The following is a 14400-nucleotide window of genomic DNA, read 5'->3' as shown; positions in this document are numbered from 1 at the left end:
TGTGCTATTAATCATCTAATTAATTAAACTAAATAAGTATCGTTATGAAACTATATATAAAATCATTAGAAACATATTTTATTTTAATATGTTCTTTTATCACGGTTTGCGCCAGTGCGCAACAGGATCCTGAATACACACAGTATATGTATAACACAATGGCCGTAAATCCAGCTTATGCTGGGTCTACTGGCGCATTAGAAGCTACACTTTTGCACCGTTCACAATGGGTTGGTATTTCCGGAGCACCGGAAACACAATCATTCTCCATTCAATCACCGCTTCGAAATGAGAAAATTGGTTTAGGATTAAGCGTCGTTAATGACAAAATTGGTCCATCAAACGAATTATATCTTGACGGAAACTTCTCTTATTCGATACCACTTGGTTACGAAAAAAGATTAGCCTTCGGGTTAAAAGCTGGTATGAGAATGTTGAACATAGATTGGTCAAAAGGGAGATATTATGATAATAATGATGTTTTGCTAAATCAAAATATTGATAACCAAGCAAAAATAGCCGTTGGAGCAGGAGTTTACTATTATACTAATAAATGGTATTTAGGATTTTCAATTCCAAGCTTTATTCAAAGTGATTATTATAGTGACGTTCAGGAATCTATTAATTACGACAGGTTACATTATTATTTAATGGGAGGTTATGTTTTTGATTTGAATCCAAATTTAAAATTTAAACCGGCATTTTTAGTAAAGGCAGTTAGTGGAGCACCACTTTCTGCTGATATTTCGGCGAATTTTATGATTGTAGAAAAATTTGTAATAGGAGCTTCTTACAGAACAGACGATTCTGTAAGTATCCTGGCAGGTTTTCAAATATCAAAAAGCTTCTATCTTGGATATGCTTTTGATTATACAGTAAGTCAATTGAATAAATACAATGATGGAACACATGAATTCATCTTAAAGTATCAGTTCAATAAGGGTGAAAGCAAAATTAAATCTCCTCGATTCTTCTAAAAGTACAACCTATGAAAAAAATATATATCCTAAGTTTCGTATTGAGTTTTACATTTGGTTTTGCTCAGACGAATTTAAAGAAAGCGGATGCCTTGTTTAGAGATTATTCCTATCTGGATGCTTCAAAAGCATATGAGGAAATTCTACAAAACATAAAAAATCCATCCGCTCAAACGTTAAAGAATGCTGCCGACTCGTATTATTTTATTTCAGATGCCAGAAATGCATTAAAATGGTATAGAAAATTATACGAAGTACAAGGCAACAACTTAACTGATATTTACTATTTGCGTTACATCCAAACTATGAAAGCCGTTATGGATTATGATGAAGCAGATAAAATCACAAAAGAATATCTGAATAAAAAAGGAGATAAAAATGAGATCAATCGTTATGTTGCTCAAAAGGCACAAATGGATAGTCTGGCAAAAACAAAATCTCTTTATAACATAAAAAATTTAGATATTAATACCAGTAAATCTGATTTTGGAGCTTCTTTTTTTGGAGACAAAGTAGTATTTACATCTGCAAGAGACACAACAAAATTCGGTGAAAAACTATACAGTTGGAACAATCAGCCGTTTCTAAGTTTGTATGTTGCCGAGAGGAATCCTGCAGATGGAAGTTTGTTTAACGAAACAGTATTTCTTCCAAATATTATGACCAAGTATCACGAAGCAACAGCGAGTTTTGATGCCAGCGGAAAAACAATTTATTATTCTACCAATATTGTAAAGAAAAATAAATTGGTTATTGATCAGGACAAAGTCAATAATTTTCAGATCATAAAAGGCACCATAGCAGATAATAAGTTAGATAATCCGCAGAAAGTTTTCTTTGATAGTGATGATTATTCAGTTGGTCATCCTTCTTTGAGCGACGACGGACAATATCTTTTCTTTGCATCAGATATGCCCGGAGGTTATGGTGAAACCGATTTGTATTATGTAAAAATTGCCAATGACGGAACAATGAGTTCTCCGGTGAATTTGGGACCAAAAATTAATACAATAGGTAACGAAGTTTTTCCTTTTTACCGAAACGGAGTACTTTATTTTTCTTCAGACGGGCATTACGGATGGGGAGATTTAGATGTCTATGAAAGCAATTTTTTAGCCGATGGAACTTTTACAACTCCAAAAAATTTAGGAGGTCCTATAAATAGTAACAAAGACGATTTTGCTTTTGTAATTGATAAAACAGACAGTTATGGTTATGTTTCATCAAACAGAGCCGAAGGCAAAGGAGATGATGACATCTATTCTTTCACAAAAGGAAAACCGGTTTGTAATCAAAACATTTCAGGTACGGCATTTGACAGAAAAACAAAATTGCCACTTACAGATGTTTCCGTTATGGCGTACAACTCTTATAGTGAGATTCTTGGTGAAACAAAAACAAATTACGATGGTAAATATGCAATCGTAGTGCCTTGCGGGAAAGTAGTTAAAATGATTGCGGCTAAGCCAAATTATAGCAGTGACGAAAAAACCGTTGAAACTACGATGGAAAACGAAGGCGAAATTAAAGATGTAAACTTCGAACTTAGCAATTACGATGATTTGGTAGTTAAGAAAAAAGGAGTTGAAAAAGTAGATGTTAACCCAATTTATTTTGATTACGATAAGTTTGATATTACACCATTGGCAATTGAAGAATTGACTAAGGTAGTTTTTATCATGAAAAAATTTCCAAATATCAGAATCAAGATAGAATCACACACAGATTCTCGTGGGAAAGATTCTTATAATTTAAAATTATCTGATAACAGAGCCAAATCGACTCGTGATTATATCGTTTCGCAGGATATAGATCCTTCAAGAATAGAAAGCGCGATAGGTTATGGTGAAAGCCGAATAATTAATAAATGTAAAAACGGTGTAAAATGTACCGAAGCCGAACATTTAGTAAACAGACGCTCAGACTTTATTATTATCCAGAAATAGTTTTATATTTGCAATCTAATAATCTGATTATCAGTAACAAAGTATAGAACTCAGAAACCATTTGGAAGTTGGTTTTTATTAATTCTTTTTTAAGAATAATGGACAAGAAGAAAATCAGGCTGCATCGTTTTGCAGCTTGATTTTTGATTTTATAAAACTTTAGGTTTTTAGTGTTTTTGAACAAAAAAAAATCCTAATTTTGATATTCAATTATTCTAAATTACAACCAGTATCATTTTATTATCTTATGAATATTCAAGAAACAATCCAGGCATTACGAAACGAACTTAATCAGCACAATTACAACTATTATGTGTTGGATAACGCCACAATTTCTGATTATGACTTTGATATTAAACTAAAAGAATTACAAGATTTAGAAAACAAACATCCGGAATTTTTCGACGAGAACTCGCCAACACAGCGAGTAGGAGGAACCGTTACAAAGAATTTTAAGACGATCGCGCATCAATCTCGAATGTATTCGCTGGACAATTCTTATTCTAAAGAGGATTTATTGGATTGGGAAACCCGAATCCAGAAAGTATTAGGAAACGTCACTTTGCAATATACTTGCGAGTTGAAATATGATGGAGCATCAATAAGTATAACCTATGAAAACGGAAAATTAGTTCAGGCTTTAACACGCGGAGACGGTTTTCAGGGAGATGAAGTAACCAATAATATCAAAACCATAAAATCAGTTCCTTTACAGTTAAAAGGAAATTATCCGGAGAGATTTGATATTCGTGGCGAAATTATTCTGCCATTTGCTGGATTCGAAAAAATGAATCAGGAACTAATTGAAATAGGAGAAACACCTTATTCAAATCCAAGAAATACAGCTTCAGGAAGTTTAAAATTACAAGACAGCGCTGAGGTTGCAAAACGTCCATTAGAATGTTTGTTGTATTTTGTAACTGGAAATAATTTGCCATTTTCTACACAATATGAAGGATTAGAATCAGCCAGAAATTGGGGATTCAAAGTGCCAAACGAAGCAAAATTGGTTAACAATATGCAAGAAGTTTTTGACTTCATTGATTATTGGGATGTACACCGTCATAATTTGCCTTATGAAACAGATGGAGTTGTTATAAAAGTAAACAGCATTCAACATCAGGAAGAATTAGGATATACAGCAAAATCTCCTCGTTGGGCAATTGCTTATAAATTTAAATCAGAACAAGTTTCGACCAAATTAAAATCAATTTCGTACCAAGTTGGTCGTACAGGAGCAATTACTCCGGTCGCAAATTTAGAGCCGGTACAATTGGCAGGTACTATTGTAAAAAGAGCTTCTTTGCACAACGCAGACCAAATTGAAAAATTGGATATAAGAATAAATGACACCGTTTTTGTTGAAAAAGGAGGTGAAATTATTCCTAAGATTATTGCAGTAGATTTATCACAAAGACCAGAAAACTCAGAAGCAACACAATATATTACACATTGTCCGGAATGTCAAACCGAATTGGTTAGAAACGAAGGCGAAGCAAACCATTATTGTCCTAATTTTTACGGATGTCCTCCGCAAATTATTGGACGAATTCAGCATTATATTTCAAGAAAAGCAATGGATATTGAAGGACTTGGAGGAGAAACGGTAGCTTTACTTTTCAAAAATGATTTAGTTCACAATTATGCTGATTTATACGAATTAAAAGTCGAAGATATTTTGCATCTGGAAAGAATGGCGCAAAAATCGGCTGAAAACTTGGTAAAAGGAGTTGAAAAATCAAAAGAAATTCCTTTCGAAAGTGTCTTATTTGCGCTTGGAATTCGTTTTGTTGGAGAAACCGTAGCTAAAAAATTAGCGAAACATTACAAAAATATTGATGCTCTAAGCAAAGCTTCTTTAATGGATTTAATTTTGGTTGATGAAATTGGAGAACGAATTGCTAAAAGTGTAATTGAATTTTTTGAAAACGAAGAAAATAAAACAATAATTGAACGTTTGAAAAATCACGGCGTTCAATTTGAAATTGTAGAAAAAATAAATCCAAATGCTACCGAGAAATTTATCGGAAAAACATTTGTAGTTTCTGGAGTTTTTGCCCAATTCTCAAGAGATGATTTAAAGAAAACCATTGAAGATAATGGCGGGAAAGTAGGAAGTTCGATTTCTGCTAAAACTGATTTTGTAGTTGCAGGAGATAATATGGGACCGGCAAAATTAGAAAAAGCGAATAAATTAAATATTCCGATATTGTCAGAGCAAGATTTTATAAACAAACTAAATGAAAGCGAATAAACCATCGTTGATTTTATTCTTTTTAGCATTACTGTTTACAATCATCTTTGATTGGACGGGACAAGATTTTTTGGGTGTTTATGCAAAAGCGATTGTACTACCGTCTATTTTTATTTATTACTTAATTAGCAGCGAATTTAAAATAGGAAAAACAGAAGGATTAATATTTCTGTTTTGTTTTGTAGGTCAGGTATTCGATTTAATGGCTATCGAAGTTTCGGAAATTGGTGGAGTATTAAGTTTCTTAGTAGTTTATCTTCTGATAGTGAAACTTTTTATGCGGGAACACGAACGGATAAAATTGGCAAAAAAAGATATTTTGCCAATTTCTATCGTCGTTATTTTTATTGTTTATTTGCTTGTTTCAGTGCTGAGTTTACAACTCGACAGCATGAAAAAATTCAATATAATCTATACTTTCTACGGAATCGTTCTCAGTATTTTAAGCTGTTTCTCCTTTATAAGTTACATCACAAAAGGAACTCATCTTGCATTGTTAATGTCGCTAATGGCGATTAGTTATATCTTCTCAGATATTTTTTACATCTTCAATGAATACTTTTCTTATTCCGTAGTTTTAGTTTTAATTCGTGATGTAACACAAATTTTAGGATACTTTTTTATGGTCGAATACTTTCTTGAAAAAGCCAGAATTCAGAAGAAAGTATTATACAACAATTGATTTCCCCTGATTAGTATGCGCTTTGTCTTTGTCAAAGTAAAAATCTATTCTTCCTAAATTAATTCCATAACAACCTACTTGATTCACCAAAACATCTTGTTGCGCTTTATTTTTTACAACTGTTGGTTTGTCTAAGAAAGTGTGTGTATGTCCGCCAATAATCAAGTCAATATCCTGAGTTTGTGCCGCAAATTTTAAATCAGAAATTTTAGATTCGTCATCTTTATATTTATAACCTAAATGCGAAAGACAAATAACCAAATCACATTTTTCCTGTTTTTTTAGTAATTGCGTCATATCCTGAGCAATTTCAACAGGATCATTATAAACGGTTTCCTTATACATTTGTTTATCAACCAATCCTGCTAGTTCAATTCCTACACCAAAAACACCAACCTTAATTCCGTTTTTGTTGAAAATTTTATAAGGTTTTACAAGTCCGTTCATGACCGTATTTTTAAAATCATAATTAGAATTGATAAATTCAAAAGTAGCATGAGGCATTTGCGCATACAAACCATCAAGACCATTGTCAAAATCGTGATTTCCAATAGTTGATGCGTCATATTTCATCATACTCATCAACTTAAATTCAAGTTCACCACCGTAATAATTGAAATATGGAGTTCCCTGAAAAATATCTCCTGCATCTAATAACAGCACATTTGGATTTTCTTTACGAATTGTTTCAATAAGAGCGGCTCTTCTTGAAACGCCACCTTTATTAGGATTACGAGGATCATCAGCTGGAAAAGGATCAATATGGCTGTGAACATCATTAGTATGAAGAATCGTTAAGTGTTTTATATCGTTAGTTTCAAAACTGCTTAATGACAAACCTAAACTTAATAAGGCTGTACTTGCGGCTGTTTTTTCGATAAATTCTCTTCTTTTCATTTTATATTTTTTTACGAAAACTGTAATTTGCTAATGCTTTTTCTTTGCCACGAATTTCACGAATTTACACGAATTAGATTTTTTTGAATTCGCTCAAATTCATAATGAATTTTTACAATTGGAATTCGTGTAAATTCGTGAAATTCGTGGCTAACTCTTTTTATTCTTCTGTAATTCTGATATTTTTTGATATCGGAATTGTATCAACTTCTTTAAAATAATCAATCAATACGTCTCTCAATTTATAATTCAAATCAAATTTCTGAACACCTTTAGCAAAGAAAGTCATGCTGTCACCACCATTTGCCAGATAATCATTTGTTGCAACATAATAAACAGTATTAAGATCAAGAGGTTTTCCCTGAATCAAAATGTTTTTTGCAGTATTATCTTTTGCAATCGTAAAAGTCATTCCTGATAATGGTTGAGGTTTTTTCTCCTTAATAATGTAAGCAGCTATATCCAGAATTTGTTGTCCTTTTAAAGCTACAACAACCAGATTGTTTTCAAAAGGCATAATTTCAAAAGCAGTTCTTGTCGTAACATTACCTTTAGGTAAAATAGCACGAATTCCACCATGATTTAATAAACATAGATCAATGGTCTTTTTCTCGCGGGCTTTAAAAACAAGATTTCCACGTTCTACACAAACATCAGCTAATAAACTTCCGATACTTGTTTGCCATTTTCCCGTACTTTTATCGAGAGTTTCAGGACAATAAGCAAGTACGCTGTCCAGGTCTTTGTTGATATGATCGCGATATGGCTTTATAAATTTTTCAATTTCAGGAGTTTCTGCACCCTTTTCTGTAATTGGAAGCTGTTTTCCTTCTATCTTCGTTAAATTATAATTTTTCTGACTACAGGAAAATATAAAAAAAAGTGTTAAGAATATAACAAAAAGTTTTAAAACTCCGTTATACTTTTTTAGTTTTACCATCTTAAATGCGACTTAAATAATTAATTTTGTAATCTGGTAAAAGTACTATGTTTTTAAATTATATAAAGGAATTTTTTGTAAAAAAATCATTAAAAAATAACCTGAATAATGTCAAAAACGAAGTCTTTACAAGCAATATACAAACAATTGGTTTATTGATTGATGAGAGTGATTTTAGTCATTCGCAAGAGTTAATAAACGAATTAATACAACAAGGAATATCGCCTGAGAGTATAAAAGTTGTTGCGTACAGAGATAAATTTAAGCAGAAAGAAACGTATTCGAAGCCTACTTTTGGTAAAAAACATATCAAATGGAACGCAGAGATTACAGAAGATTTTCTGAATGAGTTTACAGATACAGAATTTGATCTTTTGATTAGTTATTATAATATCGAAAAAGTGATTTTGATGATGATAACCAGTAAATCAAAAGCTAAATTTAAAGTAGGATTTTCATCAGTTGATAAAAGTTTAAACCGCTGGATGATGAATACTGCTATAGAGGATTATAAACTTTTCGTAACAGAATTGTTTAAGTATTTAAAGAGTATAAAATAAAACATAAAGTAGAATATGCAATCATTAATAGGAACTGGTGTTGCGCTTGTGACCCCATTTAAAAAAGACTTTTCAGTAGATATCGAAGCTTTACAACGTATCGTTAATTTTTCGATCGATGGAGGAGTTGAATATCTTGTAGTTATGGGGACAACAGCAGAAAATGCTACCTTAACACAATCCGAAAAAGAATTGGTTATAAAAACAGTAATCGATGTCAATAAAGGAAGATTGCCTTTAGTTCTTGGAGTTGGAGGAAATAATACAATGCAAATTGTAGAAGAATTAAAAACTGGAGATTTTTCAGCTTTTGATGCCATTCTTTCTGTTTCTCCTTATTATAATAAGCCAACGCAAGAAGGAATTTATCAGCATTTTAAAGCAATTGCAGAAGCATCACCAATTCCGGTGATTTTATATAATGTTCCTGGAAGAACATCAAGTAATATGTTACCGGCAACAGTAGTGCGTTTGGCAAAAGAATTTACTAATATTGTGGCAATAAAAGAAGCTGCAGGAGATTTGGCTCAGGCTATGCAATTGATAAAAAATGCACCAAAAGATTTTCTTGTAATTTCAGGAGATGATATGATTGCATTGCCAATTGTTTTGGCTGGTGGAGCAGGAGTAATTTCTGTAATTGGACAAGGTTTTCCGAAAGAATTTTCAGAAATGATCCGTTTAGGACTGAACAGAAAAGTAAATGAAGCATTTAAAACACAATACTTTTTATCAGATTGTATTGATATGATTTTTGAACAGGGAAATCCTGCCGGAATCAAACAAATCTTTCAAGCCCTTGATATTGCTGAGAATGTTGTGCGTTTACCATTAGTAACTGTAGACGAATCTCTGGCAAACAGATTGAATGAATTTGTTAAAAATAGCATTAAATAACAGTAAGATTACCGGTATTTTATTATACCAAAAAAATATTTTGTAGTAGCTAAATTAATAACTAAATTTGCCACCGGAACTTCGGTGTGATTTTGCTTTGGCATAATTGTCTAAGAAATCATAATAAAAGTAAGAAAATGAAAAAAATAGTATCTCTATTAATTGTTGTTGTCCTTTTTTGTTCTTGTAGTGATTACCAAAAAGCATTGAAAAATGAAGATGTTGCGGCGAAGTTTGATGTAGCAACAAAGATGTATGATGCAGGAAAATATTCAAAAGCGATCCGTCTTTTTGAGCAATTAGCGCCTACATATAGAGGTAAACCTCAGGCAGAGAAATTATTTTATATGTTTTCTCAGTCTTATTATAAGTCAAAGCAATATTATTTGGCTGGTTACCAGTTCGAAAGCTTTGTTTCAGGATATCCGCGTAGTGAGAAAGTTCAGGAAGCAGCTTTTCTTGGTGCTTTTAGCTATTCAAAATTAGCTCCTGTTTATAGTTTGGATCAAACAGATACAGTAAAAGCTCTGGAGAAATTACAAGCGTTTATTGATAACTATCCAAACTCTGAATATATTGCTCAGGCAAATGAAGCTGTTAAAATTTTGAGCGGTAAACTAGAGAAAAAAGCATACGAAAATGCTAAAGGATACAATACGATTTCTGATTATAAATCAGCATTGATTGCATTTGATAATTTTATCGCTGATTTTCCGGGAACACCATTCAAAGAAGATGCGTTGTTCTATAAATATGATTCAGCATACAAATTGGCAATAAATAGTGTTCCTTCAAAAATGGAAGAACGTTTAAATGTTGCAAAAGCAGCTTACAATAACTTAATAAAGTTCAACAGCGCTACAAAATACAAAGTGAAAGCAGACGAAATGAATGCTAGAGTTGATACTGATTTACAAAAATTTACTAAAATAAAATAAAGTCATGGATTTAAAAAAGACGAATGCTCCTGTAAATACAATAACTTACAATAAAACAGTTATTGAAGAGCCAACAGGAAATGTGTATGAAGCAATTACCATTATGGCTAAAAGAGCAAATCAAATTAATTCTGAAATTAAAAAAGAATTAACTGAAAAATTAGAAGAGTTTGCTACTTACAATGACAGTCTTGAAGAAGTTTTTGAAAATAAAGAGCAAATTGAAGTTTCTAAATTTTACGAAAAATTACCTAAACCACACGCTTTAGCAGTACAAGAATGGTTAGATGGTAAAACTTACCACAGAGGTTCAAACAAATAATAAAATAATATAGTATAAATGTCAGTTTTAAACGGGAAAAAGATTTTACTAGGAGTTTCCGGTGGAATCGCAGCCTATAAAACAGCTTCATTAGTACGACTTTTTATAAAAGCAGGTGCACATGTCCAAGTGATAATGACACCTGCTTCTAAGGATTTTGTAACCCCACTTACGTTATCTACGTTATCAAAAAATCCTGTACATTCAAGTTTCTTTAATCAGGACGATGAAGATGTTGTCTGGAATAATCATGTTGATTTGGCACTTTGGGCTGATTTAATGTTAATTGCTCCGGCAACAGCTAACACATTGTCGAAAATGACGACCGGAAACTGTGATAATCTTTTAATAGCAACTTATTTATCGGCAAAATGCCCCGTTTACTTTGCTCCGGCAATGGATTTGGATATGTATAAACACCCGTCTACTTTATCCAGTTTTGCTGCTTTAAAGCAATTCGGGAATGTAATGATTCCTGCTGAAAACGGAGAATTAGCAAGTGGTTTATCAGGAGAAGGCCGAATGGCAGAACCAGAGAATATCGTTGCTTTTCTTGAAGCCGATTTAGAAAGTAAATTACCTCTTAAAGGAAAAAAAATACTAATTACTGCCGGACCAACATACGAAGCGATAGATCCTGTACGTTTTATAGGAAATCATTCTTCGGGAAAAATGGGGTTTGATATTGCAAATGAAGCAGCTAATTTAGGAGCGCAGGTAATTTTAGTAGCAGGACCAACGCATTTTAAGGCAAAAAATAAGCTGGTTGAAGTTATCAATGTAGTTTCGGCGCAAGATATGTATGATGCTTGCCATTTACATTTTAATGATGTTGATGTGGCAATTGCGGCAGCAGCCGTTGCAGATTACAAACCTAAAGTTGTGGCTTTGCAAAAGATTAAAAAAGCAGCTGATGATTTTACAATCGAATTAGAAAAGACAAAAGATATCTTGGCATCATTGGGTGCAATCAAAAAGAATCAATTCTTAATAGGTTTTGCTTTAGAGACCGAAAATGAAATTGAGAATGCTAAGTTGAAAATTCAGAAAAAAAACTTAGATTTGATTGTTTTAAATTCCTTACAAGATGAAGGAGCCGGTTTTAAAAAAGAAACCAATAAAGTTACCTTTATTGATAAAGATTTTAAAATTGAACCAATGGAATTGAAATCAAAAGAATTTGTAGCTGTTGATATTTTAAACAAAGTTGTTTCGCATTTTGTGAAATCATAAAGAGTTAAAATACGAATTAAAAGCAAGAATAGTATTACTTTTGTAGTAGAACCCAAATTAACTTTCGTATGAATAAAATAGTTACATTTTTAGTTTTCTTTATTTTTGGCTTTACGCAGGCACAACAGCTAAATTGTACTGTTACTATTAACACAGAAAGATTACCAAATCCCAATCAGCAGGTTTTTAAAACACTTCAGACTTCTTTGGCTGAATTTGTGAATAAAACAGATTGGACAGGATCAGTTCTGAAACAAAACGAACGTATCAATTGTTCAATGTATATTACATTGTCTTCTAATAGTTCAGATCAGTTTTCAGGAACTATCCAGGTACAATCATCTCGGTTGATTTTCAATTCTACCTATTCTTCTCCTGTTTTAAATTATAACGATAAAGATTTTAATTTCAGATATACAGAGTATGAGCCATTGTTGTTTAATCCAACAACATTTGATTCGAATTTAGTTTCTGTTGTTTCTTTTTATAGTTATTTGATTCTTGGAATGGATGCGGATACTTTTCAAATGGGAGCCGGAAATCAATATCTGGAAACTGCTCAAAATATTGCAAATGTTGCCCAACAAGGAGGATCTAAAGGATGGAGTCAATCTGATGGAATTCAAAATCGTTACTATTTAATAAACGATATGATTTCGCCAATGTATAGTGATTTGCGTCAGGTGATGTATGCTTATCATACAGGTTTAGATTTGATGAGTCAGGATTTGAAAGCATCAAAAGAAAAAATAAAAGATGCGCTTCTTATTATTGGTCGATTTAGCACTGTAAAACCCAATGCTTTTTTGACGAGAGTATTTTTTGATGCAAAATCAGATGAAATCGTTTCCATATTTTCAGGAGGCCCAAGTATTCCTGTTACAGATTTAACAGACGTTTTGAATAAAGTCTCACCATTGAATTCTACAAAATGGTCGCAAATTAAATTTTAATTATTTAATTTCACACCCATCATTAACTTTTATTTTTACAAATTTTCTCTATGATTACTTCGCTGTCAATTAAAAATTATGCTCTAATTGAAAAACTAGCTATTGATTTTTCAAAAGGTTTTTCTATAATTACAGGTGAAACAGGTGCGGGGAAATCAATTATATTAGGTGCAATTGGACTTGTTTTAGGAAAAAGAGCTGATCTTACGTCATTAAAAAACAAAGAAGAAAAATGTGTAATTGAAGCACATTTTGAAATTTCTAAATACAATCTAAAAGAATTTTTCGAAAGCAACGATCTTGATTACGAAGACGAAACTATAATTAGACGCGAAATTTTGCCTTCGGGAAAATCTCGTGCATTTATAAATGATAGTCCGGTAAATCTTCAGGAATTGCAAGATTTAAGTTTGTTTTTGATTGATATACATTCGCAACAGCAAACACAGGAATTATCAGACGAAAGTGTTCAGTTTAAAATTATTGATGCAATTGCAAATAATGGAGAAACAATATTATCGTATCAAAAATTACTGAAAGAGTATAAATCAGATAAAACTAAACTGAATGCTTTATTAAAAAAACAAAGCGATTCAGGAAAAGAATTGGAATACAATACTTTTTTATTGAATGAATTGGTTGTTGCAAAATTAAAATCAGGCGAGCAAGAAGAATTAGAAGCTGATTATGAGAAACTGAATAATGTTGAAATTATTAAAGAATCAATTGATAAATCATTGGTAATTGCCAATGAAGAGCAATTTGGCGTTTTTCATAATCTAAATGAAATTAAAGCTTCCTTGCAAAAAATCACGACATTTTCGCCGGAATATCAAAGTTTATTCGAAAGAATTACAAGTGTAGCAATTGAGGTTGACGATGTTTCGAAAGAATTGCAAAATGCATCAGAAAAATTGTTAAATGATCCGGCGCAATTAGAATTAGTAGGTCAAAAATTGCAGTTGATTTATAATTTACAGAAAAAACATCAGGTTAAAACTGTAGAAGAATTATTACAAATTCAGGCAGGCTTGGAAAATAAAGTACTGGAATTGGATAATATTGAAGACGAAATAGCAATTTTATCAAAATCAATAGAACAAAAAACTTCAGAATTAGATGCTTTTTCTGCGACAATTCATGAGGAAAGAATAAAAGCAATTCCGGTTTTATCGAATCAATTAGTTTCGATATTAGAAACTTTAGGAATGCCAAATGTCCGTTTTAATATGGAATTATTGCCATCTGAAACCTATTTCAATAATGGAAAAGAAGAGTTGCAATTTTTGTTTTCTGCAAATAAAGGAACTGATTTTGGTTTATTGAAAAAAGTAGCTTCAGGAGGAGAAATGTCTCGTATAATGTTGGCTGTCAAAGCGATTTTGGCACAATATTCAAAGTTACCAACCTTAATCTTTGACGAAATTGATACAGGAGTTTCCGGAGAAATTGCTATTCGAATGGGAGAGATAATGAAGGAAATGAGCGCAAAAATGCAAATCTTCGCCATTACGCATTTACCTCAAATAGCAGCAAAAGGAGATTCACATTTTAAAGTTTCGAAATCTACAGTTGACGACGATACACAATCAGAGTTGAGACTTTTGTCTCAGGACGAAAGAGTTGTAGAAATTGCTCAAATGTTATCAGGAGCAGTTGTTTCGGATTCGGCTTTAAATCATGCTAAAGCCTTGTTGAACTAAAGAAATAATTTATATTTGTCATCTTAAAGCTAATTAAACAAACGTTAATAGGTTAGTTCTTCTTTGATAAAGAGAGAATGACTTAATTACGAATAAAA

General features: G+C 32.1%; 13 protein-coding genes. 11 read left to right on the top strand and 2 right to left on the bottom strand.

The window, feature by feature from the left end; genetic code table 11:
• The first annotated feature begins 44 nt into the window (after window positions 1–44).
• From C8C83_RS25505 to C8C83_RS25490, 4 genes are all read left to right on the top strand, one after another.
• Window positions 45–977 carry a type IX secretion system membrane protein PorP/SprF gene (locus tag C8C83_RS25505; RefSeq protein WP_121331327.1) on the top strand — a complete coding sequence of 311 codons (933 nt, stop codon included), beginning with the start codon at window positions 45–47 and terminating at the stop codon, window positions 975–977.
• A gap of 11 nt (window positions 978–988) precedes the next feature.
• Window positions 989–2923: an OmpA family protein gene (locus C8C83_RS25500; protein ID WP_121331326.1), complete on the top strand. Its 1935-nt coding sequence runs from the start codon at window positions 989–991 to the stop codon at window positions 2921–2923.
• Window positions 2924–3170: 247 nt separating this feature from the next.
• Window positions 3171–5177, top strand: a complete 2007-nt coding sequence (gene ligA / locus C8C83_RS25495; protein WP_121331325.1) for an NAD-dependent DNA ligase LigA — start codon at window positions 3171–3173, stop codon at window positions 5175–5177.
• A complete protein-coding gene (locus C8C83_RS25490; protein ID WP_121331324.1) occupies window positions 5164–5859 on the top strand; it encodes a lysoplasmalogenase family protein in 696 nt (231 codons plus the stop codon). Before ligA ends, C8C83_RS25490 begins: the two co-directional genes overlap by 14 nt.
• Here the strand turns inward: C8C83_RS25490 and C8C83_RS25485 are convergent.
• Both C8C83_RS25485 and C8C83_RS25480 read right to left on the bottom strand, forming a co-directional pair.
• Window positions 5845–6756, bottom strand: coding sequence for a metallophosphatase (locus C8C83_RS25485; protein WP_121331323.1), 912 nt, complete (start codon window positions 6754–6756; stop codon window positions 5845–5847). The genes C8C83_RS25490 and C8C83_RS25485 overlap by 15 nt on opposite strands.
• A gap of 160 nt (window positions 6757–6916) precedes the next feature.
• Window positions 6917–7696 carry a 5'-nucleotidase gene (locus tag C8C83_RS25480; protein WP_121331322.1) on the bottom strand — a complete coding sequence of 260 codons (780 nt, stop codon included), beginning with the start codon at window positions 7694–7696 and terminating at the stop codon, window positions 6917–6919.
• Window positions 7697–7743: 47 nt separating this feature from the next.
• Between C8C83_RS25480 and C8C83_RS25475 the strand changes: the two genes are divergently transcribed.
• The 7 genes from C8C83_RS25475 to recN all read left to right on the top strand — a co-directional run bounded on the left by C8C83_RS25475 (window position 7744) and on the right by recN (window position 14302).
• The gene (locus tag C8C83_RS25475) at window positions 7744–8256 is read left to right on the top strand and encodes a hypothetical protein (protein ID WP_121331321.1); all 513 of its coding nucleotides are present in this window, start codon (window positions 7744–7746) and stop codon (window positions 8254–8256) included.
• Between the two features lie 15 nt (window positions 8257–8271).
• Window positions 8272–9153 (top strand): 4-hydroxy-tetrahydrodipicolinate synthase, encoded by an 882-nt coding sequence (gene dapA / locus C8C83_RS25470; protein WP_099711818.1) that lies wholly within the window; start codon window positions 8272–8274, stop codon window positions 9151–9153.
• Between the two features lie 137 nt (window positions 9154–9290).
• Window positions 9291–10091: an outer membrane protein assembly factor BamD gene (gene bamD / locus C8C83_RS25465; RefSeq protein ID WP_121331320.1), complete on the top strand. Its 801-nt coding sequence runs from the start codon at window positions 9291–9293 to the stop codon at window positions 10089–10091.
• Window positions 10092–10095: 4 nt separating this feature from the next.
• The gene (locus C8C83_RS25460; RefSeq protein ID WP_007807938.1) at window positions 10096–10413 is read left to right on the top strand and encodes a DNA-directed RNA polymerase subunit omega; all 318 of its coding nucleotides are present in this window, start codon (window positions 10096–10098) and stop codon (window positions 10411–10413) included.
• An 18-nt stretch (window positions 10414–10431) separates the two neighbouring features.
• Entirely contained in the window at window positions 10432–11646 is a 1215-nt protein-coding gene (gene coaBC / locus C8C83_RS25455) for a bifunctional phosphopantothenoylcysteine decarboxylase/phosphopantothenate--cysteine ligase CoaBC (RefSeq protein WP_121331319.1), read from the top strand.
• A gap of 68 nt (window positions 11647–11714) precedes the next feature.
• Window positions 11715–12599 carry a DUF4835 family protein gene (locus tag C8C83_RS25450; RefSeq protein ID WP_121331318.1) on the top strand — a complete coding sequence of 295 codons (885 nt, stop codon included), beginning with the start codon at window positions 11715–11717 and terminating at the stop codon, window positions 12597–12599.
• Between the two features lie 50 nt (window positions 12600–12649).
• Window positions 12650–14302, top strand: coding sequence for a DNA repair protein RecN (recN, locus tag C8C83_RS25445; protein WP_121331317.1), 1653 nt, complete (start codon window positions 12650–12652; stop codon window positions 14300–14302).
• Window positions 14303–14400: the final 98 nt, after the last annotated feature.

The organism is Flavobacterium sp. 90 (assembly GCF_004339525.1).
Taxonomy (GTDB): Bacteria; Bacteroidota; Bacteroidia; order Flavobacteriales; family Flavobacteriaceae; genus Flavobacterium.
This window is presented reverse-complemented; position numbering and strand designations above follow the sequence as displayed.

Bases quoted from the DNA above. Each gene is read 5' to 3' on its own strand.
- dapA (WP_099711818.1), top strand. From the start codon at position 8,272: ATGCAATCATTAATAGGAACTGGTGTTGCGCTTGTGACCCCATTTAAA.
- C8C83_RS25485 (WP_121331323.1), bottom strand. From the start codon at position 6,756: ATGAAAAGAAGAGAATTTATCGAAAAAACAGCCGCAAGTACAGCCTTA.
- C8C83_RS25460 (WP_007807938.1), top strand. From the start codon at position 10,096: ATGGATTTAAAAAAGACGAATGCTCCTGTAAATACAATAACTTACAAT.
- C8C83_RS25490 (WP_121331324.1), top strand. From the start codon at position 5,164: ATGAAAGCGAATAAACCATCGTTGATTTTATTCTTTTTAGCATTACTG.
- ligA (WP_121331325.1), top strand. From the start codon at position 3,171: ATGAATATTCAAGAAACAATCCAGGCATTACGAAACGAACTTAATCAG.
- coaBC (WP_121331319.1), top strand. From the start codon at position 10,432: ATGTCAGTTTTAAACGGGAAAAAGATTTTACTAGGAGTTTCCGGTGGA.
- recN (WP_121331317.1), top strand. From the start codon at position 12,650: ATGATTACTTCGCTGTCAATTAAAAATTATGCTCTAATTGAAAAACTA.
- C8C83_RS25505 (WP_121331327.1), top strand. From the start codon at position 45: ATGAAACTATATATAAAATCATTAGAAACATATTTTATTTTAATATGT.
- C8C83_RS25450 (WP_121331318.1), top strand. From the start codon at position 11,715: ATGAATAAAATAGTTACATTTTTAGTTTTCTTTATTTTTGGCTTTACG.
- C8C83_RS25475 (WP_121331321.1), top strand. From the start codon at position 7,744: ATGTTTTTAAATTATATAAAGGAATTTTTTGTAAAAAAATCATTAAAA.
- C8C83_RS25480 (WP_121331322.1), bottom strand. From the start codon at position 7,696: ATGGTAAAACTAAAAAAGTATAACGGAGTTTTAAAACTTTTTGTTATA.
- bamD (WP_121331320.1), top strand. From the start codon at position 9,291: ATGAAAAAAATAGTATCTCTATTAATTGTTGTTGTCCTTTTTTGTTCT.
- C8C83_RS25500 (WP_121331326.1), top strand. From the start codon at position 989: ATGAAAAAAATATATATCCTAAGTTTCGTATTGAGTTTTACATTTGGT.